18 protein-coding genes are annotated in these 21,458 nt (G+C 51.0%); 10 read left to right on the top strand and 8 right to left on the bottom strand.

Translation table 11 applies throughout. From position 1 onward, the window contains the following. Positions 1–47 precede the first annotated feature (47 nt). Together LY264_RS07935 and LY264_RS07930 are read left to right on the top strand one after the other, a co-directional pair. The gene (locus LY264_RS07935) at positions 48–311 is read left to right on the top strand and encodes a hypothetical protein (RefSeq protein WP_081365299.1); all 264 of its coding nucleotides are present in this window, start codon (positions 48–50) and stop codon (positions 309–311) included. A gap of 50 nt (positions 312–361) precedes the next feature. Then, on the top strand, positions 362–1,117 hold the full coding sequence (locus LY264_RS07930) for a MurR/RpiR family transcriptional regulator (protein ID WP_048224672.1): 756 nt from the start codon (positions 362–364) through the stop codon (positions 1,115–1,117). Positions 1,118–1,209: 92 nt separating this feature from the next. Here LY264_RS07930 and LY264_RS07925 read toward each other — a convergent pair whose 3' ends face one another. The 5 genes from LY264_RS07925 to gyrA form a co-directional block, all read right to left on the bottom strand. Then, a complete protein-coding gene (locus LY264_RS07925; protein ID WP_048224675.1) occupies positions 1,210–2,226 on the bottom strand; it encodes a Gfo/Idh/MocA family protein in 1,017 nt (338 codons plus the stop codon). Positions 2,227–2,237: 11 nt separating this feature from the next. Next, a complete protein-coding gene (gene srlE / locus LY264_RS07920) occupies positions 2,238–3,254 on the bottom strand; it encodes a PTS glucitol/sorbitol transporter subunit IIB (RefSeq protein ID WP_048224678.1) in 1,017 nt (338 codons plus the stop codon). Beyond that, a complete protein-coding gene (locus LY264_RS07915; protein WP_048224679.1) occupies positions 3,235–3,633 on the bottom strand; it encodes a PTS glucitol/sorbitol transporter subunit IIA in 399 nt (132 codons plus the stop codon). Before LY264_RS07915 ends, srlE begins: the two co-directional genes overlap by 20 nt. A gap of 9 nt (positions 3,634–3,642) precedes the next feature. Continuing rightward, positions 3,643–4,164 (bottom strand): PTS glucitol/sorbitol transporter subunit IIC, encoded by a 522-nt coding sequence (gene srlA / locus LY264_RS07910; RefSeq protein ID WP_006683705.1) that lies wholly within the window; start codon positions 4,162–4,164, stop codon positions 3,643–3,645. Between the two features lie 358 nt (positions 4,165–4,522). Further along, positions 4,523–7,162 (bottom strand): DNA topoisomerase (ATP-hydrolyzing) subunit A, encoded by a 2,640-nt coding sequence (gene gyrA / locus LY264_RS07905; RefSeq protein ID WP_048224682.1) that lies wholly within the window; start codon positions 7,160–7,162, stop codon positions 4,523–4,525. A gap of 158 nt (positions 7,163–7,320) precedes the next feature. On the opposite strand from gyrA, the gene ubiG reads away from it, so the two are divergent. The 4 genes from ubiG to yfaE all read left to right on the top strand — a co-directional run bounded on the left by ubiG (position 7,321) and on the right by yfaE (position 12,249). Continuing rightward, complete coding sequence (gene ubiG / locus LY264_RS07900) at positions 7,321–8,049, top strand: bifunctional 2-polyprenyl-6-hydroxyphenol methylase/3-demethylubiquinol 3-O-methyltransferase UbiG (protein WP_008785314.1); 729 nt, start codon at positions 7,321–7,323, stop codon at positions 8,047–8,049. 419 nt (positions 8,050–8,468) lie between these two features. Beyond that, complete coding sequence (gene nrdA / locus LY264_RS07895) at positions 8,469–10,754, top strand: class 1a ribonucleoside-diphosphate reductase subunit alpha (RefSeq protein WP_048215880.1); 2,286 nt, start codon at positions 8,469–8,471, stop codon at positions 10,752–10,754. A gap of 110 nt (positions 10,755–10,864) precedes the next feature. Continuing rightward, positions 10,865–11,995: a class Ia ribonucleoside-diphosphate reductase subunit beta gene (nrdB, locus tag LY264_RS07890; RefSeq protein WP_003834668.1), complete on the top strand. Its 1,131-nt coding sequence runs from the start codon at positions 10,865–10,867 to the stop codon at positions 11,993–11,995. Continuing rightward, a complete protein-coding gene (gene yfaE / locus LY264_RS07885) occupies positions 11,995–12,249 on the top strand; it encodes a ferredoxin-like diferric-tyrosyl radical cofactor maintenance protein YfaE (RefSeq protein WP_003027609.1) in 255 nt (84 codons plus the stop codon). The genes nrdB and yfaE overlap by 1 nt, the downstream gene beginning before the upstream one ends. Positions 12,250–12,252: 3 nt before the next feature. Here yfaE and LY264_RS07880 read toward each other — a convergent pair whose 3' ends face one another. Continuing rightward, a complete protein-coding gene (locus LY264_RS07880; RefSeq protein ID WP_048224685.1) occupies positions 12,253–13,443 on the bottom strand; it encodes an MFS transporter in 1,191 nt (396 codons plus the stop codon). 160 nt (positions 13,444–13,603) lie between these two features. Between LY264_RS07880 and LY264_RS07875 the strand changes: the two genes are divergently transcribed. Further along, positions 13,604–14,482 carry a LysR family transcriptional regulator gene (locus LY264_RS07875; RefSeq protein WP_048224687.1) on the top strand — a complete coding sequence of 293 codons (879 nt, stop codon included), beginning with the start codon at positions 13,604–13,606 and terminating at the stop codon, positions 14,480–14,482. A 61-nt stretch (positions 14,483–14,543) separates the two neighbouring features. Here LY264_RS07875 and glpQ read toward each other — a convergent pair whose 3' ends face one another. Further along, the gene (gene glpQ / locus LY264_RS07870) at positions 14,544–15,611 is read right to left on the bottom strand and encodes a glycerophosphodiester phosphodiesterase (RefSeq protein WP_032944051.1); all 1,068 of its coding nucleotides are present in this window, start codon (positions 15,609–15,611) and stop codon (positions 14,544–14,546) included. A gap of 3 nt (positions 15,612–15,614) precedes the next feature. Beyond that, entirely contained in the window at positions 15,615–16,973 is a 1,359-nt protein-coding gene (glpT, locus tag LY264_RS07865) for a glycerol-3-phosphate transporter (protein ID WP_032944053.1), read from the bottom strand. A 270-nt stretch (positions 16,974–17,243) separates the two neighbouring features. Here glpT and glpA point away from each other — a divergent pair, with 270 nt between their 5' ends. From glpA to glpC, 3 genes are read left to right on the top strand one after another with little or no spacing between them, the layout of a single operon-like run. Beyond that, the gene (gene glpA / locus LY264_RS07860; protein WP_048224690.1) at positions 17,244–18,872 is read left to right on the top strand and encodes an anaerobic glycerol-3-phosphate dehydrogenase subunit A; all 1,629 of its coding nucleotides are present in this window, start codon (positions 17,244–17,246) and stop codon (positions 18,870–18,872) included. Continuing rightward, the gene (gene glpB, locus LY264_RS07855) at positions 18,862–20,121 is read left to right on the top strand and encodes a glycerol-3-phosphate dehydrogenase subunit GlpB (RefSeq protein WP_048224694.1); all 1,260 of its coding nucleotides are present in this window, start codon (positions 18,862–18,864) and stop codon (positions 20,119–20,121) included. The genes glpA and glpB overlap by 11 nt, the downstream gene beginning before the upstream one ends. Beyond that, positions 20,118–21,308, top strand: a complete 1,191-nt coding sequence (glpC, locus tag LY264_RS07850; protein ID WP_048224697.1) for an anaerobic glycerol-3-phosphate dehydrogenase subunit GlpC — start codon at positions 20,118–20,120, stop codon at positions 21,306–21,308. Before glpB ends, glpC begins: the two co-directional genes overlap by 4 nt. The last annotated feature ends 150 nt before the right edge of the window (positions 21,309–21,458 follow it).

The raw sequence follows: 21,458 nt of genomic DNA, 5'->3' as shown, positions 1-21,458 counted from the left end.
AAGCTCCGCCTCAGGGTATTAATAGAGTGTGGTTAAGGTAGCGGTAAATGTCCGGCGTCGCAATGCCCTCTCTTTACGGGAATATGATACACCGCGCTGAAACCGTTGTCTTAACCCCGCAATATTTACACAACCAAATGGTCATTGTGTCGATAATTCCACATGTTTATAGCGTAGAAATCACAGGCCGTTCAGCAGTCTTATCTGAAAATGAGAAAAAACGCTTTGCTGCTTGCCCTGCTCAACGTTATGCGGGGGAAGCGCCGTCAATCCCCTTCACGTTAACCACTCGCCAGGCAACACAGAGGTAACTTGAAGGAAAAAGTGTATATGTCATAATAAACAAAACCGAGGGACCTCAATGAACATTATCGAACAACTTCAGTTACTGGTGAAAACTGGCTCACACACGGAACAAACTATTAGTCGTTACATTCTGGCTACATTATCAGGCGCAGAAAAACTGACATCGACAGCAATTTCAAAAAAGACTCAGACCAGCCAACCTTCTATTGTTCGTTTTGCTCAAGCGCTCGGTTATACCGGTTTTACTTCTTTTAAATATGATTTAATTAAATGTCTACGCAGTGAACCTGCAGTGCTGCTTCCAGCACAGGCAACAAAGAACAATGTTATTCTCAGTGAATTTATCAACAATAATAACCCAGCAGCAATTAATACTTTCTTTGAAATTATCAGCTCCAGCCGCAACCTTTATTTTTGTCACTCCCGGGAACTAGGCTCTTTACTCAGTAATATCATTCAGGACTACAGTGATATTGGTAAGGTCTGTATTCCCGTTGAGTATCAAAATGCCGATTCGCTGTTAGCCAACAGCCTGACAGATTGTGATTCCGTAATCTTGCTACCGGGTCCCAAAGATGAACCGGATAACCAGTTGATTACATTGATTCGCGAGCATGAGGCTGCCTCGCTGGCTGTCGCCTGCCACCAGAGCGGCACATCGCTTGCCGATGTGACCCTGTACACTCCTCAATCCAGCGTCAGTCCTCTGAGTTTTGCCGCATTGAAAATGTCACTGCATACGCTTTTCTTTCATGCCCTGCAATATTGTTATCTGAATATGAATAATGAAAAGACGCCCCATAAGCGATGATCATTGGCAGGGTTGGGGGGAATAAGACACCCTACTTTAATCATAGAAATTAAAGTCAAAAAAATACTTATGAGACGTAAAAAAAAGATTAATTACAAGTGCACAATATTTCCTGTTGATAGTGAATGATGTACTGCCTCGCAAATTAACGTAGCCTGTAAGCCGTCTTCTGCTGTTGCCAGATAAGGTGTATCAAATAATATATGCTCCACAAAATCATGTATTGGCTGAATTCCGTATCCGCTGGCCTTGTTATTAACATAATTGATAAAGTTATAATTTGGTGTCGCGCTACGTTGTGGTGTAAACATTTCATAGCCGCGCAACTGCGCATCTGCTCGATAATAGTTATTTTCAGTAATAACAAAACTACGACCATCATTTGCTTTGGGGAACGTAGAGGGCAGACACCATCCCACCTCCACCGTCCATTGCGCACCATTTTCAAACGTAACAAAAGACTGAATGGTGTCCCAGGAGTCGATACCTTCAGCAACCAGTTTCTTTTTCTGCCCTATCGCATAGACGCTCACTGCGTTGGCACCGTTCATATAGTATCGAATTAAATCGAAACAGTGAGTGCCGAGAAAATGGACGGGTGAGCTTTCATTCGCCCACGATAACCAGTTTTTTGGCACATCGATGATGTCATCCATGCTCATATAGCCACGTAGTACCTGACCGGTTTCAGGCTTCAATAGCTCATGATGAATATGTTGCGCCATTCCGTCCCAACGCTTGTGGTAATCAACACCAATTTTCACCCCATACTCTGTAGCGCAACGGATAATCTCCCGACATTCCGCCGACGTTGTTGCCATCGGCTTTTCAATCAGCACATGTTTTCCAGCGGTAATGGACTCAATTGTTGCATCAAAGTGGAAAGGATCCGGGGTGGCTATCGATACCAGATCAACTTGCGTAGCGGCAAACAGTTCTGCCAGCGATGCAAAGCCGGGAATATGAAACTCCTGAGCTACGCTGGCCCGAATGTCCGGGTTGATTTCGCAAAACCCGACCAGATTCACCCACGGATTATAGTGGTAAGCATTGATATGGTGTTTGCCATAAATTCCCGCGCCAACCACCGCGGCATTGATTTTATTCATTACATGATTCCTCAGTTAAACAAACCAAAAGAAAACAGATAGCCGATAGCCACCGCCAGAGGAGCGGTAATCATTCGTGATAACAGGAAGGCAGGAACGCCAAGACGAATGGTCTTCTCTTTCGCCTCCTGCATGGAAAGCCCGACAGGAATAAAATCGGCCCCTACCTGAACATTTATCGCGAACAGTGCCGGCAACGCCATCAGTGGAGAAACCACTCCGCTACCGATTAATGTTCCCACCAACACACCCACAACCTGTGCTATGGCCGCGCCAGGAGCCAGAATGGGTGAGATAAACGGTAAGCCGCAGATAATCGCGATGACAAACAAGCCAGTTAACGACCCGGCAAGCGGTGATAGCGCATTCCCGGTCCACTGACCAATTGCCGTTTCCTGCACCAAAGCAATTAACACAGAGATAAAAGCCATAAACGGGATAACGTTTTTAATGCACAGCTCAACCGACTCACGCGCAGAGGTATACAGCAGGCTGACAAAATTACCGATACTCGTAGCAAATCGGGTCATCAACTCCAGCGCAGTGTTGGTTGCTGAACCGCTTGGTTTTGTGTCAACCTGGCGGCTGACAACCGCCGAAGCATCACCTGCGGGCAAAGGTTCAGCAAGATTAACCTCTTCGTGTGCATTGACCGGTTGGTTAAGCGTTTCAATCAACGATAGCGATTCGCTGCTGACATCAGAAATATAGATATCCTCAGTGATATACTTCGCCAGCGGTCCCATCGCGCCGGTAGGGAGGATGTTGATGGTCTTGATTCTTTTTTGCGGGTAGATGCCGCAGCGCAATGAACCACCGCAGTTGATCACCACGCAGAGGATTTTCTTATCATCTGGCATTGCATCAAAGCCGTTAACCACCGGCATCTCGAGCATTTCACCCAGTTTTTTTGCAATAGGGTCAATGCTTTTCCCGGTGAGCGACAAGATTACTTTGCTGGTATCGCGAGATAAATACATGTCATCGCCAATTCCTGAATGACCTTTTTTAATCAGCACGGTTTTCATTGGTTTTCCTCATTATTGTCAATGGGCCCGTTAATTCATTAACGGAAGGCGAGAAACCGCTTTTAACGTGTAATGAACCATAGGCAATTGGCTTTTCTGCCCCGTCAAATACCACTGTAATATGACCCAGCTCACATAGATTTTGCCACGCAGCATCTCCCCAGCAGGTGATATTCCATATCTGGTTATTAATCTGTAAAACATAGTTCGCTGTTTTTTGTAACGGTGCGCTATCAAAAACAATATTCTTTATAACCAGCACATAATCGAGATAATCTTCCGGGGCGCGATCGTTAAACGTTATGAGCATGCCATTAAGCAGCCCTTCTTCTACTTTCTTTCCAGCTTTTACGACATCAGCCGAAAATAGCACTTTCATTGTCTTTCCTTATTCCTGATTAAGTTCGCGTTTTTCCAACCTTGTGAAGATATATTCGGTAAGAAAACCGCGGATAAATCCAAGCAGAATACCTGCAGCGATATAACGCAATGCCAAGTCGGCAACAGGAAGGTCGAGTCGGGTAATCCCCGCCGCCACTCCCAGCCAGATAAAGAGTTCCGATGGTACGATGTGGGGAAACAACGAGGTCAGTGGATGTACGGTACTGCCCAGTGCATCCTGATAAGCGGGCTTACACCGTTCAGGCAGGAACTTACCCATTGTCAGCGCGCCGGGGCTGCTAAGGAAGAACCAGGCAAAACTGGGCAATATTCCGTATGTTAATATTTTTGATTTCCCCATCAGGGTCGCGACTTTTTCCATTCGCTGTTGACCTATTAACTTCATAATGAAATTAACCGTCAGAATTAATGTTATCAACATCGGAATGGTACTGACGATCATCCCAGAGAATATCTTCCCTGCACTCTGAAAAAGATGGATAAAGCCTTCCGCAATTTCAACTATCATAGTTAACTCCCAACGCCGAGGTAAAAGTATATTCATCCGTCAGAGATGAACTGACAGACTGAGGCAGCCAACGCATTTTTCTTTCACACTTCAGGTGCTTTTTCTTAAATAGTTTGCAGGTCTCCTGTTCATAGCGGATGTTAAAAAATCTTTTATTGGGCAGAGAAAAGTTAGCGGTAAAAGAGTGAACAAACAGTGAGCACTCTCACAGAGTTATAATTATTCATTTATTTTTGTATTTTTATACAAGAAGCAGGTGGACGGTTAGAAAAAGATAATGAGCTGATGGGTAAGGGATTATTCAGGACGTAAAAAAGGGAGGCAAAGCCTCCCTTGTGCACAGTACTACAATGTTTAATTACTCGTCAGCGTCATCCGCTGCTACATCGTCATCGCTTTCCGCTTCAGGCGCGATATCCTCGTCGCCCTCAGCGGCACTTCCGTCGATGGAGTCGAGCTCTTCATCATCAACCGGTTCAGCAACGCGTTGCAGACCCACGACGTTTTCGTCTTCCGCAGTACGGATAAGGATAACGCCCTGGGTATTACGCCCTACCACGCTGATTTCCGACACGCGAGTACGTACCAGCGTACCTGCGTCGGTGATCATCATGATCTGGTCGGTATCCTCAACCTGCACAGCGCCAACAACGGAACCGTTGCGCTCGGTAACCTTGATGGAGATAACGCCCTGGGTCGCACGAGACTTGGTCGGATACTCTTCCGCCGCCGTACGTTTACCGTAACCGTTCTGAGTAACGGTCAGGATCGCACCTTCACCGCGCGGAACGATCAGCGATACCACGCTATCTTTTTCCGCCAGCTTGATACCGCGTACACCGGTCGCGGTACGACCCATTGCACGGACAGCATCTTCTTTAAAGCGCACCACTTTACCAGCCGCAGAGAACAACATGACTTCGTCACTGCCAGACGTCAGATCTACACCAATCAGTTCGTCGCCTTCGTTCAGGTTAACCGCAATAATACCGGCAGAACGCGGACGGCTGAACTCGGTCAGCGCCGTTTTCTTCACGGTACCGCTAGCGGTTGCCATGAAGACGTTCACGCCCTCTTCGTACTCACGTACTGGCAGAATTGCGGTAATACGTTCGTTAGCTTCCAGCGGCAGCAGGTTGACGATTGGACGTCCACGCGCGCCACGGCTTGCTTCCGGCAACTGATAGACCTTCATCCAGTACAAACGACCACGGCTGGAGAAGCAGAGGATCGTGTCATGGGTGTTGGCCACCAGCAGGCGGTCAATAAAGTCTTCTTCTTTAATGCGTGCTGCTGATTTACCTTTACCGCCACGACGCTGCGCTTCGTAATCGGTTAACGGCTGATATTTCACGTAGCCCTGATGAGACAAGGTTACGACAACATCTTCCTGGCTAATCAGATCTTCGATGTTGATGTCAGCGCTGTTCGCGGTGATTTCAGTACGACGAGCGTCACCGAACTGTTCACGAATCAGCTCCATCTCTTCACGGATAACTTCCATCAGACGATCGGCGCTGCCCAGAATGTGCAGCAGTTCAGCGATCTGTTCCAGCAGCTCTTTGTATTCGTCGAGCAGTTTTTCGTGCTCAAGGCCGGTCAGTTTCTGCAAACGCAGATCCAGAATAGCCTGGGCCTGCTGTTCAGTCAGATAGTACTGACCGTCACGCACGCCAAATTCCGGCTCCAGCCATTCAGGACGCGCGGCGTCATCACCGGCACGTTCCAGCATGGCGGAAACGTTGCCCAGTTCCCACGAACGCGCAACCAGCGCAGCTTTCGCTTCAGCCGGGGTCGGCGCGCGGCGGATCAGTTCGATGATCGGATCGATGTTCGCCAACGCAATCGCCAGCGCTTCAAGGATGTGCGCACGGTCGCGGGCTTTACGCAGTTCAAAGATAGTACGACGGGTTACGACTTCACGGCGGTGACGTACGAACGCGGCAATAATATCTTTCAGGTTCATGATCTTCGGCTGGCCATGGTGCAATGCAACCATGTTGATACCGAAGGAAACCTGCAGTTGGGTCTGGGAATAGAGGTTGTTCAGAACCACTTCCCCGACCGCATCGCGTTTCACTTCAATCACGATGCGCATACCGTCTTTGTCAGACTCGTCACGCAGTGCGCTGATGCCTTCAACGCGTTTGTCTTTTACCAGCTCGGCGATTTTCTCAATCAGGCGCGCTTTGTTTACCTGATACGGAATTTCGTGAACGATGATGGTTTCACGACCCGTTTTGGCATCCGCTTCGACTTCCGCGCGTGCGCGAATGTACACTTTGCCACGGCCGGTACGGTAGGCTTCTTCGATACCACGACGACCGTTGATGATCGCGGCAGTCGGGAAGTCCGGACCCGGAATATGTTCCATCAGCCCTTCAATGCTGATGTCTTCATCGTCAATATATGCCAGACAGCCGTTGATCACTTCGGTCAGGTTGTGCGGCGGAATGTTGGTCGCCATACCTACCGCGATACCGGACGAACCGTTCACCAGCAGGTTAGGAATTTTGGTCGGCATGACGTCAGGAATTTGTTCGGTGCCGTCATAGTTATCGACGAAATCAACCGTTTCTTTTTCTAGGTCAGCCATCAGCTCATGGGCGATTTTCGACATACGGATTTCCGTATAACGCATCGCCGCTGCGGAGTCGCCATCGACAGAACCAAAGTTACCCTGACCATCTACCAGCATGTAGCGCAAGGAGAATGGCTGCGCCATACGAACAATGGTGTCGTAAACGGCGATATCACCATGAGGGTGGTATTTACCGATTACGTCACCAACGACACGGGCAGATTTTTTATAGGCTTTATTCCAGTCGTTGCCCAATACGTTCATGGCGTAAAGTACGCGACGGTGAACCGGTTTCAGGCCATCTCGGACGTCCGGCAGCGCACGGCCAACAATGACCGACATCGCATAATCCAGATAGGAGCTCTTCAGCTCTTCCTCAATGTTGACCGGTGTAATTTCTCTCGCAAGGTCGCTCATCTAACCGCTATCCCTCTACTGTATCCCGGATTCAAAGGTCGCAAATTATAACACATCCGTGCAGATTCAGGTAAATGGATTCCCCCTGACAGAGGCTTTATTCATCCCGTCAGGCTGATATACTCATTTGCATCGCAAATTTAGGAGTAGAAGCCCCAATGAATGCCGAAAAACCTCCGGTAGCTCACAACGTTGACCATGAAGAAATTGCCAAGTTTGAAGCAGTCGCGTCACGCTGGTGGGATCTTGAGGGTGAATTTAAGCCGCTGCACCGCATTAACCCACTGCGTCTGGGCTATATTACTGAGCGCTCAGGCGGCCTGTTTGGTAAAAAGGTACTCGACGTCGGATGCGGCGGCGGTATTCTGGCGGAGAGCATGGCGCGCGAAGGTGCTACCGTCACCGGACTGGACATGGGTTTTGAACCGCTGCAGGTAGCAAAACTGCATGCATTGGAAAGCGGTATCCAGGTAGAGTACGTACAAGAAACCGTCGAAGAGCATGCGGAAAAGCATGCACATCAGTATGACGTTGTCACCTGCATGGAAATGCTGGAGCACGTGCCAGACCCACAGTCAGTGGTCAGAGCTTGCGCCAGGCTGGTCAAACCGGGTGGCGAAGTATTTTTCTCCACGCTTAACCGCAACGGCAAATCCTGGCTGATGGCGGTGGTCGGAGCGGAATATATTCTGCGCATGGTGCCGAAAGGCACGCACGATGTGAAAAAATTTATTAAACCTGCTGAATTATTAGAGTGGGTTGACCAGACCGTACTGAAAGAGCGCCATATGACCGGCCTGCATTACAACCCCATCACCAACACCTTCAAACTTGGCCCGGGCGTTGATGTGAACTATATGGTACATACCACCGCCAAGGTTGATTAACCGCTCCTGTAGGCCGGATAAAGCGTGCAACGCCGCCATCCGGCATGCTTACTGGAACCATGCCTGATGACGTTTCGCTTATCAGGCCTACAAATCGTGTGCCAGATCATAAGAACTTTCCTTGCCTTAGATGAAGAAATCAGCACTCGATCAAATTTTCTATTTTTTTTCTCAATTATTGACATCCCCGCCAGGCCTTATAAGACGCGCACTTAGCGATTATCACCCTTTTGCAACCTCAATTTAACCTCAAAATCAACTCTTGTGCTGAAAAGAATCCCTACTAGAATACTCACCATATAGCGTCTATTTTATCAAACAACCCCTACATATAGTATTTATCCACAGACTTAGTCACAACATGACTCTGTGGATAATATGGGGGATATTTTTTCTTTCACGGACAGGTAAAAAACCACATGAATCAGAGTCTGCTGGTGACAAAGCGTGATGGTAGTACAGAGCGCATCAATCTCGACAAAATCCACCGAGTTCTGGATTGGGCGGCAGAAGGACTGAATAACGTATCGATTTCTCAGGTCGAGCTGCGCTCCCACATTCAGTTTTATGACGGAATCAAGACCTCCGACATCCATGAAACAATCATCAAAGCAGCCGCCGACCTGATCTCCCGCGAAGCGCCGGATTATCAGTATCTGGCTGCCCGTCTGGCGATTTTCCACCTGCGTAAAAAAGCGTACGGTGAGTTTGAACCGCCAAAGCTGTTCGACCATGTCGTGAAAATGGTTGAAATGGGCAAATACGACAATCATCTGCTGGAAGACTACACGGAAGAAGAGTTCAAGCAGATGGACTCGTTCATCGTACACGACCGTGATATGACCTTCTCCTACGCTGCGGTGAAGCAGTTGGAAGGTAAATATCTGGTGCAAAACCGTGTTACCGGTGAGATCTATGAAAGCGCACAGTTCCTCTACATTCTGGTAGCGGCTTGCCTGTTCTCTAACTATCCGCGTGAAACACGTCTGCAATATGTAAAACGTTTCTACGACGCCGTTTCTACGTTCAAAATCTCGCTGCCGACGCCAATTATGTCCGGCGTGCGTACCCCAACGCGTCAGTTCAGCTCCTGCGTACTAATCGAGTGCGGCGACAGCCTGGACTCCATCAACGCAACCTCCAGCGCAATTGTGAAATACGTTTCTCAGCGTGCCGGTATCGGCATTAACGCTGGTCGCATCCGTGCGCTGGGTAGCCCGATTCGCGGCGGTGAAGCGTTCCACACCGGCTGTATTCCGTTCTACAAGCATTTCCAGACTGCAGTGAAATCCTGCTCTCAGGGTGGCGTACGCGGTGGTGCAGCCACGCTGTTCTACCCAATGTGGCACCTGGAAGTTGAAAGCCTGCTGGTCCTGAAAAACAACCGTGGCGTAGAAGGCAACCGCGTACGTCACATGGACTACGGCGTGCAGATCAACAAACTGATGTACACCCGTCTGCTGAAAGGCGGCGACATCACCCTGTTCAGCCCGTCCGACGTCCCGGGTCTGTATGACGCGTTCTTCGCCGATCAGGATGAGTTCGAGCGTCTGTACACCCAATATGAAAACGACGACAGCATCCGCAAACAGCGCGTGAAAGCAGTTGAGCTGTTCTCACTGATGATGCAGGAACGTGCCTCGACCGGTCGTATCTACATTCAGAACGTTGACCACTGCAACACCCACAGCCCGTTTGATCCGGTTGTCGCGCCGGTACGCCAGTCCAACCTGTGCCTGGAAATCGCCCTGCCGACCAAACCGCTGACCGACGTTAACGATGAAAACGGCGAAATTGCGCTGTGTACGCTGTCCGCATTTAACCTGGGCGCTATCGAAAGTCTGGACGAACTGGAAGAGCTGGCCGTACTGGCGGTACGTGCGTTGGATGCGCTGCTCGATTACCAGGATTATCCGATTCCGGCCGCCAAACGCGGTGCGATGGGTCGTCGTACGCTGGGCATTGGCGTGATCAACTACGCTTACTGGCTGGCGAAAAACGGTAAACGCTACTCTGACGGCAGCGCCAATAACCTGACTCACAAAACCTTTGAAGCGATTCAGTATTACCTGCTGAAGGCTTCTAACGAGCTGGCAAAAGAGCAAGGCGCATGCCCGTGGTTTAACGAAACTACCTATGCGAAAGGCATTCTGCCGATTGATACCTATAAAAAAGACCTGGATGCTATCGTCAGCGAGTCCCTGCATTACGACTGGGAAAGCCTGCGCGAATCAATTAAAACTCACGGTCTGCGTAACTCCACGCTGTCAGCCCTGATGCCGTCCGAGACCTCTTCGCAGATCTCCAACGCCACCAACGGCATTGAACCGCCACGCGGTTACGTGAGCATCAAAGCATCGAAAGATGGAATTCTGCGTCAGGTCGTGCCGGACTACGAACACCTGCACGACGCATACGAACTTCTGTGGGAAATGCCAAACAACGACGGCTATCTGCAGCTGGTAGGCATCATGCAGAAATTTATCGATCAGTCGATTTCCGCCAACACCAACTACGATCCGTCGCGCTTCCCGTCCGGAAAAGTACCGATGCAGCAGTTGCTGAAAGACCTGCTCACCGCCTACAAATTTGGTGTCAAAACGCTGTATTATCAGAACACCCGTGACGGTGCGGAAGACTCTCAGGACGATCTGGTACCGTCCATTCAGGACGATGGCTGCGAAAGCGGCGCATGTAAGATTTAATCTTTTGCCGGGTGGCGTAGCGCTTACCCGGCCTACAAATTAATTCGCGGTATTGTAGGCCGGATAAGCAAAGCGCATCCGGCAGTACATTCCAGACAGGATTCACATCAATGGCATACACCACTTTTTCACAGACGAAAAATGATCAGCTTCTGGAACCGATGTTCTTCGGCCAGCCGGTGAACGTCGCCCGCTACGATCAGCAAAAATATGACATCTTTGAAAAACTGATCGAAAAGCAGCTCTCTTTCTTCTGGCGTCCGGAAGAAGTCGATGTTTCTCGCGATCGTATCGACTTCCAGGCATTGCCGGAACATGAAAAACATATCTTCATCAGCAACCTGAAGTATCAGACGCTGCTGGACTCCATTCAGGGACGTAGTCCTAACGTCGCGCTGCTGCCGTTAATCTCGATCCCTGAACTGGAAACCTGGGTGGAAACGTGGGCGTTTTCTGAAACGATCCACTCCCGCTCTTATACCCACATCATCCGTAATATCGTTAACGATCCGGCGGTGGTGTTTGACGATATCGTCACCAACGAGCAAATCCAGAAACGCGCAGAAGGCATCTCCAGCTACTACGACGAATTGATCGAGATGACCAGCTACTGGCATTTGCTCGGTGAAGGTACGCATACCGTTAATGGTAAAACGGTTGTCGTAAACCTGCGTGAGCTGAAGAAGAAGCTGTATCTGTGCCTGATGAGCGTGAACGCGCTGGAAGCGATCCGCTTTTATGTCAGCTTCGCCTGCTCTTTCGCCTTCGCCGAACGTGAACTGATGGAAGGCAACGCGAAAATTATTCGTCTGATCGCCCGCGACGAAGCCCTGCACCTGACCGGTACTCAGCATATGCTGAACCTGCTGCGCAGCGGCGTGGACGATCCGGAGATGGCGGAAATTGCCGAGGAGTGCAAACAAGAATGCTACGACCTGTTCGTACAGGCCGCGCTGCAGGAAAAAGAGTGGGCAGATTATCTGTTCCGTGATGGCTCAATGATTGGCCTGAACAAAGACATTCTGTGCCAGTACGTTGAGTACATCACCAACATCCGTATGCAGGCTGTTGGGCTCGATCTGCCATTCCAGACACGTTCTAACCCGATCCCGTGGATCAACACCTGGCTGGTGTCCGATAACGTCCAGGTTGCGCCGCAGGAAGTGGAAGTCAGCTCTTATCTGGTCGGCCAGATCGATGCCGAAGTCGATACTGACGATCTGAGTAACTTCCAGCTCTGATGGGCCGCGTGACTCTGCGCATCTCTGGCACGCAGTTGCTGTGCCAGGATGAACACCCTTCCCTGCTTGCCGCGCTCGAGTCGCACGATGTTGAAGTCGAATATCAGTGTCGTGAAGGCTACTGCGGCTCCTGCCGTACCCGCCTGGTGGCGGGACAGGTTGACTGGATTGCAGAACCGCTGGCCTTCATTCAGCCCGGTGAAATATTGCCGTGCTGTTGCCGGGCAAAAGGCGATATTGAAATAGAGCTGTAGTGTTTAGTGAACTTCATGCGCGGAGACCAGTACCACGTCTCCGCGTTTTTTCATCTGCATGATATACAGCGCCCCGGCCAGTACCACCAGCAGCGCACCCACCAGATAAATCGCCCGATATCCCACACCCTCGACCATCAGCCCCATGATAAACGCGCCGATTGCCATTCCTGCATCCATCGCATTGAAAAACAGCGAATTGGCGATACCAATTTTATGGGGTTCCACCGAACTAATAATTTGTGTCTGAAATACGGGTGTGACCGAACCATAACCGATGCCAATTAATCCACCGGAAATAATCATCATAATGCTGCCGTTAGTATAGCCAAGCGCCACCAGCCCGACGGTGAAGGCCAGCAAACACGGATAGACCACGTATTTCGGCCCTTTTTTATCACAAATATTGCCGGTAAAGGTTCGACAGATCATCAGGCAAATGGCGTAGCACAGCAGGAAATTACTGGCGGCGGCCATTAGATCGAGCTCGCGCGCATACAGTGCGAGAAAAGCGGAAACGCCCGCGTACGAAAAGGTCATGAAAAACGTCACCATCGCGAAAGGCAGTGCGGCGCGATCAAACATTGCAGCAAATCCCAGCTTCGGTTTTGAGCCGTCAGCATGACGGATAACCGGCGGTACGGCGACAATCAATGACAGGATAATACCCAGTACGGCAACCGCGCTACACAGCCAGAATGCAGTGGTAAAAGCTTCCCAGCGTGCCATGTTCAGCCCTACCCACGGCCCCACAACCATTGCCAGTCCCATGGCTAACGAGAAAAAACTGATGCCCTCCCCACGTCGGGAGGCCGGTATCAACCGCGCGGAAATCGTTCCTTTTACCGTGGTAATAACGCCAAACGTTACACCATGAAGCACCCGAATCAACAGCAGTGATTCAATTGAGTGGCAAACAGGATACAGCGCAGTGACCACCAAAAAGGCCAGAGAAGAGAGCACCAGAATTGTTTTATTCGAATATTTTCCTACCCATTGTCCCGCAAACGGGCGCACAACAATGGCGGCCCCCAAAAAGAAGGTGACTAATAATCCGGCCTTATCTGGAGTGGCATGCAGTCGATCCGAAATATAGATCGGTAACAGCGTGAGCAGGACATAAAAAACAAAAAATATAATAAAGCTGATTATCGTTATTGCCCAAAAATCTTTCGTCCACAATTTTTCTTTCATATTCGACAACCTGTCCAGACGGCGCACGCAGGCAACGCTCAGCTCAACTGAACTACGGACAGGTGCGTCGAAGTGTGATTTTACGGTAGACCGCAAGTATAAACAGATCCATTATATTAGAGAAATTAATCGTTTTAATATTGTTGATTAGAGAGAACTAATGACATTAACCCAGATCCACGCCCTGCTTGCCGTACTTGAGTACGGTGGTTTTACCGAAGCCAGCAAGCGGCTGTACATGACCCAATCCGCCGTTAGCCAGGCAATTTCAGCGCTAGAGGAAGAACTAGGGGTTGATATTCTTATCCGCGAACGCCGCAAAGACATTCAACTTAGTCCGGCCGGGAGTCGGATCGTTTCACACCTGCGGACGATCGTGTCTGAAACCAACGCGGTGAAAGAGATTGCCGAGCAAGAGCGACAAAACCCGGCCAGAACCCTGCGAATCGGCTGCTTTCCCAGCGCCTGTGCCTGTATTTTGCCCGGCATCATCCACCACTTCGAACAGCATCACCCGCACATCAAAATTATCCCTTATGAAGAAAACAGCACGGCAATCGTTGATTCCCTGCGCAGTGGGGACATCGATGCGGGATTTGTGCATTTCCCGGTAAATGGCATGTACTGCGTACCGGTGTATCGCGACAAATTTACCGTTGTAGTTCCTGAAAGCCATCCGCTGGCGGCCAATAGCACAATTTCAGTGGAACAACTGGTTGGAGAACCGCTCATTATCAGCAAAGGTCGCTATGAATTAAGCATCATGACGCTATTTAAAGAGAAGGGAATTGAACCGGTCATTAAATACGAGTTTAACCATCCGGATACCGCGATGAGCTTTATTCGTCAGGGGCTGGGTATAGCGTTATTACCGGAATTAACGCTGAAGGCGGTTGGTGGGAAAGTACGCTCAGTCGCGCTGGAACCGACGTTCTATCGACATATATCCTTACTGGCAAAAGAGCCGCCGGTGGACGGCAGCCCTTTATTTCTCCTGCAGGCATGTATGGAAACGTTGACAGCAGACGGCCTTATCTAGCAGTTAAAACGTTTCATCCATTTAGGCCTGTGACCGGAGGTGCATCACAGGCCTTACGCCATCACTCTTTATTCAAGAATTTCACTGCTTTGTCGGGGAAGTCGGTGAACAGCCCGTCAACGCCCGCCTTGTTATAAAGAATGTCATACAGCTGGTTTACGTCAGTGGTGTAATCCGGCAGTTGATCGGCGCGAACGGTATAAGGATGCACCACCATCTTATTCTGATGTGCGTCCTGTACCATGCCAGTTAACGAGATATTGCCCTTCTTCGACTTCTCATCAATCAGCATGTGGTAGTCCGGCCCAATGCCGTCCGCATACTGCGCAACCTGCTTCATGGCACCCGGCTTAAACATCCAGTCGTAGTTGTAATTAACCCAACTACCGTCCGGCTTTTTCTCCTGAGTTTCATTCCAGTCGGTGTACGCAATCAACTGTACCAGATTGAGATCCATCCCCATCTTCGGTTCCAGTTCATTTTTAATGCGCTTCAACTCTGCAACATCAAAACATTGCAGATAGACCTTGTCGTTCTTGTCGGTATACCCGTACTTTTTCAGTACTTCCAGCGTCTTAGCCGCAATGTCCTTCCCTTCCTGGTGATGGAACCACGGCGCTTTCATTTCCGGGTAAATACCGATGTTTTTACCGGTGGAATGATTTAATCCCTGAACAAACTCAATCTCTTCTTCGAACGTGTGCACGCGGAAATCAGATTTACCCATCGGGAAGCGCCCTGGGTAGGTCTGGACCTTTTTGCCATTTTCGATATCGAAGCCTTCGGTAAATTTCAGTGATTTAATTTCATCCAGCGTAAAGTCGATAGCGTAGTAACGCCCGTCTTTACGCGCCCGATCCGGGAAACGCTCGGCAACATCGGTGACGCGGTCAAGATAATGGTCATGCAGGACGACCAGATGGTCATCCTTGGTCATCACCAAATCCTGCTCCAGATAATCCGCACCCTGGGCATAGGCCATCGCTTTCGCTGGCAGCGTATGCTCCGGTAGATAACCGCTCGCACCACGGTGCGCAATCACGATTTTATCTGCGGCAACCGCCGCGCTGCTGACCACCATACCTGTGAGCATCAGCGCCACGCTGAGACTTTTCAATGTAGTTTTCATCTATTAGCCCCCGTTACGTTTCAGTTGCATCTCTTCGTGATGGCGTTTTTCGCCAATCATGACGACCACCAGCAGGATAACCGCCAGCACGCTACCGCCAATCATCACCATAAAGCCGCCGTCCCAACCGAAGAAGTCAACGGTGTAGCCAACAATGGCGCTCGCAGCCACAGAACCGCCGAGATAACCGAACAGACCGGTAAAGCCAGCTGCCGTTCCCGCCGCTTTTTTCGGTGCCAGTTCCAGCGCGTGCAGACCAATCAACATTACCGGGCCGTAGATCAAGAAGCCGATGATGATCATACAAGCCATATCCACGTTCGGGTTGCCTGCCGGGTTCATCCAGTAAACGATGGTCGCAATAGTTACCAGCGTCATAAAGAACACGCCGGTCGCACCACGGTTACCACGGAAGACTTTATCCGACATCCAGCCGCACAGCAGCGTGCCCGGAATACCCGCATACTCATACAGGAAGTAGGCCCAGGATGATTTATCGAGTGCGAAATGCTTCACTTCTTTCAGGTAGGTCGGTGACCAGTCCAGGATGCCGTAGCGCAGCAGATAAACAAACACGTTGGCGATAGCGATGTACCACAACAGTTTGTTTGGCAGTACATACTGCATGAAGATCTGCTTCGCAGTCAGCTCTTCTTCCGCTTTCTCGTTGTAATCGTCCGGATAGTCGTTCTTATACTCTTCGATAGGCGGCAGGCCGCAGGACTGCGGCGTATCACGCATCATAGCAAAGGCGAACAGCGCAACCACAATCGCACCGAAAGCAGGCATATACAGCGCCGCTTTCCAGTCATTGAACCAGGCCATACCGAGCAGGAACAGCAGAGGAGGCAGACCGCCGCCCACGTTGTGCGCACAGTTCCAGACGGAAACAATACCGCCACGTTCTTTCTGCGACCACCAGTGCACCATGGTACGACCACACGGCGGCCACCCCATCCCCTGGAACCATCCGCAGAGGAACAGCAGCACAAACATTATCGCAATGCTCGATGTCGCCCACGGCACAAAGCCCATAAACAACATCACTGCGGCAGCCAGAATCAAACCTGCTGGCAGGAAAACGCGCGGATTCGAGCGATCCGAAACGGACCCCATGATGAATTTCGAAAATCCGTAAGCGATGGAGATACCGGACAACGCAAAACCCAGATCGCCGCGAGAGAAACCCTGCTCAACCAGATATGGCATCGCAAGGGCAAAGTTCTTACGTACCAGATAGTACGCGGCATAACCAAAGAAAATCCCCAGAAAAATCTGCCAACGTAATCGACGATATGTCGGGTCGATCTCCGCTGCAGGTAAACGCGCCGTGTGTGACGCTGGTTTAAAAATGCTCAACATAGTGTAGCCTCCGTGGCCGTCTTTCATTCGAAGTAAACACTGCAGTTCGTCATTACTACCCTACCGCTCCCAGTGTGGCCGCGATGTTAAGGAAAGATACATAACAAAAATGTGAAACGCAGCACATATTGTTACAGATTTATGACAAATGTTCATAAAGGCGCACGAAATCACGTTTCATTTTCGAATAATGAGCGATTATGCGCGAAATCAAACAATCCATGTTTTTTATGTGGCTAAATGATAAAAAACGAACTGTGAGGAAAAACAATGAAAACTCGCGACTCGCAAACAAGTGACGTGATTATCATTGGTGGAGGAGCAACAGGTGCAGGGATCGCACGTGACTGTGCGCTGCGCGGGTTGCGCGTCATCTTAGTGGAACGCCACGATATCGCCACAGGTGCGACCGGACGCAACCACGGCCTGCTGCACAGCGGTGCACGCTACGCCGTCACCGACGCTGAATCTGCCCGTGAGTGCATCAGCGAAAACCAAATTCTGAAACGTATCGCCCGTCATTGCGTTGAGCCAACGGACGGTCTGTTTATTACTCTGCCGGAGGATGAGCTGTCCTTCCAGGCCACCTTTATTCGCGCATGTGAAGAGGCAGGGATTCGCGCAGAAGCGATTGACCCTCAGCAGGCACGTATTATCGAACCTTCTGTGAATCCACAGCTGATTGGTGCAGTAAAAGTACCAGACGGCACGGTCGATCCTTTCCGCTTAACAGCAGCTAACATGCTGGATGCGCGTGAGCATGGCGCGGTTATCTTAACGGCGCATGAAGTGACGGGGCTGCTCCGCGAAGGCGCAACGGTTTGCGGCGTTAACGTGCGCAATCATCTGACAGGCGAAATGCAGTCCCTGCATGCACCGGTTGTCGTCAACGCCGCTGGGATCTGGGGTCAACGCATTGCGGAATATGCCGATCTGAGCATCCGTATGTTCCCGGCCAAAGGTTCGTTGCTGATTATGGATCATCGCATTAACCAGCATGTCATTAACCGCTGCCGTAAGCCTTCTGACGCCGATATTCTGGTGCCTGGCGATACCATTTCACTGATCGGTACCACCTCACAGCACATTGATTACGACGATATCGACAGCAACCGCGTCACCGCAGAAGAGGTCGATATTCTGCTGCGTGAAGGCGAGAAGCTGGCGCCGATTATGGCGAAAACGCGCATTTTACGCGCCTACTCCGGCGTACGCCCGCTGGTGGCCAGCGACGACGACCCAAGCGGTCGTAACGTCAGCCGTGGGATTGTACTGTTCGATCACGCTGAACGTGACGGACTGGAAGGGTTTATCACCATTACCGGCGGCAAACTGATGACCTACCGCCTGATGGCGGAATGGGCCACCGATGCCGTTTGCCGTAAGCTGGGCAATACCCAGCCTTGCACAACGGCAGACACCGCGCTGCCTGGCTCACAGGAATCTACCGAGCATACGCTTAAACGCGTGATCTCATTGCCCGCGCCACTACGCGGCTCGGCGGTCTACCGTCACGGCGATCGCACCCCTGCGTGGCTTAGCGAAGGCCGTCAGCACCGCAGCCTGGTCTGCGAATGCGAAGCAGTCACCGCAGGCGAAGTGCAATACGCCGTCGAGAATTTAACCGTCAACAGCCTGCTCGATTTGCGTCGCCGTACCCGTGTTGGAATGGGGACCTGCCAGGGCGAATTGTGTGCCTGCCGCGCCGCAGGTTTGCTGCAACGTTTTAATGTCACTACCGCAGCGCAGTCCATTACCCAGCTTTCCGATTTCCTCAACGAACGCTGGAAAGGCGTGCAGCCTATCGCCTGGGGAGATGCGCTGCGCGAAAGCGAATTCACGCGCTGGGTTTATCAAGGGTTGTGTGGTCTGGAAAAGGAGCACCAGGATGAAATTTGATACCGTCATTATCGGCGGCGGCCTCGCCGGACTGCTATGTGGCCTGCAACTGCAAAAAAGCGGACTGCGCTGCACGATTGTTACCCGCGGCCAAAGCGCCCTGCATTTTTCTTCCGGCTCACTGGATTTGCTCAGCAGCTTACCCGATGGTCAACCGGTGACGGATATAGAAGCGGGTTTGAATGCACTGCGCACTCAGGCACCCGCACATCCGTATAGCACCATCGGAACGCAGAACGTTCTGGAACTGGCCCAGCAGGCGCAAAATTTACTGGAAGAATGCGGAACACATTTGCAGGGCAAAGTGCATCAGGCGCATCAACGTGTTACCCCGCTGGGCACCCTGCGCTCAACCTGGTTAAGTTCCCCGGAAGTGCCGGTCTGGCCGCTGTCCGCACAGCGTATCTGCGTTGTAGGGATTAGCGGGTTACTGGATTTTCAGGCGCATCTCGCCGCAGCGTCATTACGTCAACGCAATCTCAGCGTCGAGACAGCAGAAATCGAGCTACCGGAGCTGGATGTCCTGCGTGATAACCCAACCGAGTTTCGCGCCGTTAATATTGCGCGCCTGCTGGATAACGAAGATAAATGGTCGCAGCTCTATGACGCATTGCTGCCAATGGCAAAAACCTGCGACATGATAATCATGCCGGCATGCTTTGGTCTGGCAGATGAGCGGCTCTGGCAGTGGCTTAACGAGCGCCTCCCCTGCTCTCTGACACTGTTACCGACCCTACCACCTTCGGTACTGGGCATGCGTTTGCACAACAAATTACAGCGCCAGTTTGTGCGCCAGGGCGGTGTGTGGATGCCGGGTGATGAAGTGAAAAAAATCACCTGTCAGGATGGCGTGGTCAGCGAAATCTGGACCCGAAATCATGCCGATATCCCCTTGCGGCCACGTTTCGCCGTGCTCGCCAGCGGCAGTTTCTTCAGCAGCGGGCTGGTCGCCACGCGTGAGGCAATCTACGAACCAATCCTGGGACTGGATGTACAGCAAACAGCTACCCGCGCCGAGTGGTATCAGCGTGATGTTTTCGATCCACAACCGTGGCAACAGTTTGGCGTGACTACCGATTCCGCATTACGCCCATCACTGGCGGGAAAAACGATAGAAAACATGTATGCCATTGGTTCCGTCCTCGGCGGATTCGACCCTATCGCCCAGGGTTGCGGAGGCGGCGTGTGCGCAGTTAGCGCCTTACATGCCGCGCATCATATTGCGAAACGTGCAGGAGGACAGCAATGAGCGACACACGTTTTGAAAGTTGTATCAAATGTACGGTGTGCACCACCGCCTGCCCGGTAAGCCGCGTCAATCCGAGCTACCCGGGTCCTAAGCAGGCCGGCCCGGACGGTGAACGTCTGCGCCTGAAAGATGGCGCGCTATATGACGACGCGCTGAAATACTGCATCAACTGTAAACGCTGCGAAGTGGCCTGTCCGTCAGACGTGAAAATCGGCGATATTATCCAGCGCGCGCGCGCCAAATACGACACGACGCGCCCATCGTTGCGTAACTTTGTCTTAAGCCATACCGATTTAATGGGTAGCGTATCCACCCCCTTCGCCCCAATAGTGAATACCGCCACCTCTTTAAAACCGGTGCGTCAACTGCTGGATTACGCGCTAAAAATCGATCATCGCCGTACGCTGCCGAAGTACTCCTTTGGCACCTTCCGCCGCTGGTATCGCAGCGTTGCCGCACAGCAGGCGCAGTATCAGGATCAGGTCGCCTTTTTCCACGGCTGTTTTGTGAATTACAACCATCCCCAGCTCGGCAAAGACCTGATCAAGGTGTTGAATGCGATGGGTACTGGCGTGCAACTGCTGAGTAAAGAGAAATGCTGCGGCGTACCGCTGATTGCCAACGGTTTTACCGATAAAGCGCGTAAGCAGGCAGTAAGCAACGTGGCCTCACTCAGAGAGGCGATTGATGGCAAAGGCATTCCGGTGATCGCCACCTCATCAACCTGTACCTTTGCGCTACGTGATGAATATCCGGAAGTGCTGGATGTCGACAACTCAGGCCTGCGTGAACACATTGAACTGGCAACCCGCTGGCTATGGCGCAAGCTGGATGAAGGTAAAACGCTGCCGCTGAAAACGCTGCCGCTGAAGGTGGTCTATCACACGCCATGTCACATGGAGAAAATGGGCTGGACGCTCTATACGCTGGAGCTACTGCGACAAATTCCAGGGCTGGAGCTGACGGTGCTGGATTCTCAGTGTTGCGGGATTGCCGGGACTTACGGCTTTAAAAAGGAAAACTATCCGACGTCACAGTCTATTGGCGCACCGTTATTCCGCCAAATTGAAGAAAGCGGCGCTGATATCGTCGTCACCGACTGCGAAACCTGTAAATGGCAGATTGAGATGTCTACAAGCAAAAGCTGCGAACATCCTATCACCCTGCTTGCCAAAGCGTTGGGTTAACTCTGTTGCCCGGTAGCATTTGCTACCGGGCATTTTTGCGTAGCCCGTTCCGCTTAATTGAATACGTTGCAGTCGGACGTATTTATCTCTGATTCACCCACGCAAAGAACACATTTCCCGCATGCAGCGCATATTAAAAGTGGATACCGT

It is taken from the genome of Citrobacter portucalensis, from assembly GCF_023374935.1.
GTDB classification, from domain to species: Bacteria; Pseudomonadota; Gammaproteobacteria; order Enterobacterales; family Enterobacteriaceae; genus Citrobacter; species Citrobacter portucalensis.
The sequence above is the reverse complement of the archived record's forward strand: the minus strand, read 5'-3'. Positions and strand labels throughout refer to the sequence as shown.

Coding starts and splice junctions, on each gene's coding strand:
- LY264_RS07935 (WP_081365299.1), top strand. CDS start 48: ATGTCCGGCGTCGCAATGCCCTCTCTTTACGGGAATATGATACACCGC.
- LY264_RS07930 (WP_048224672.1), top strand. CDS start 362: ATGAACATTATCGAACAACTTCAGTTACTGGTGAAAACTGGCTCACAC.
- LY264_RS07925 (WP_048224675.1), bottom strand. CDS start 2,226: ATGAATAAAATCAATGCCGCGGTGGTTGGCGCGGGAATTTATGGCAAA.
- srlE (WP_048224678.1), bottom strand. CDS start 3,254: ATGAAAACCGTGCTGATTAAAAAAGGTCATTCAGGAATTGGCGATGAC.
- LY264_RS07915 (WP_048224679.1), bottom strand. CDS start 3,633: ATGAAAGTGCTATTTTCGGCTGATGTCGTAAAAGCTGGAAAGAAAGTA.
- srlA (WP_006683705.1), bottom strand. CDS start 4,164: ATGATAGTTGAAATTGCGGAAGGCTTTATCCATCTTTTTCAGAGTGCA.
- gyrA (WP_048224682.1), bottom strand. CDS start 7,162: ATGAGCGACCTTGCGAGAGAAATTACACCGGTCAACATTGAGGAAGAG.
- ubiG (WP_008785314.1), top strand. CDS start 7,321: ATGAATGCCGAAAAACCTCCGGTAGCTCACAACGTTGACCATGAAGAA.
- nrdA (WP_048215880.1), top strand. CDS start 8,469: ATGAATCAGAGTCTGCTGGTGACAAAGCGTGATGGTAGTACAGAGCGC.
- nrdB (WP_003834668.1), top strand. CDS start 10,865: ATGGCATACACCACTTTTTCACAGACGAAAAATGATCAGCTTCTGGAA.
- yfaE (WP_003027609.1), top strand. CDS start 11,995: ATGGGCCGCGTGACTCTGCGCATCTCTGGCACGCAGTTGCTGTGCCAG.
- LY264_RS07880 (WP_048224685.1), bottom strand. CDS start 13,443: ATGAAAGAAAAATTGTGGACGAAAGATTTTTGGGCAATAACGATAATC.
- LY264_RS07875 (WP_048224687.1), top strand. CDS start 13,604: ATGACATTAACCCAGATCCACGCCCTGCTTGCCGTACTTGAGTACGGT.
- glpQ (WP_032944051.1), bottom strand. CDS start 15,611: ATGAAAACTACATTGAAAAGTCTCAGCGTGGCGCTGATGCTCACAGGT.
- glpT (WP_032944053.1), bottom strand. CDS start 16,973: ATGTTGAGCATTTTTAAACCAGCGTCACACACGGCGCGTTTACCTGCA.
- glpA (WP_048224690.1), top strand. CDS start 17,244: ATGAAAACTCGCGACTCGCAAACAAGTGACGTGATTATCATTGGTGGA.
- glpB (WP_048224694.1), top strand. CDS start 18,862: ATGAAATTTGATACCGTCATTATCGGCGGCGGCCTCGCCGGACTGCTA.
- glpC (WP_048224697.1), top strand. CDS start 20,118: ATGAGCGACACACGTTTTGAAAGTTGTATCAAATGTACGGTGTGCACC.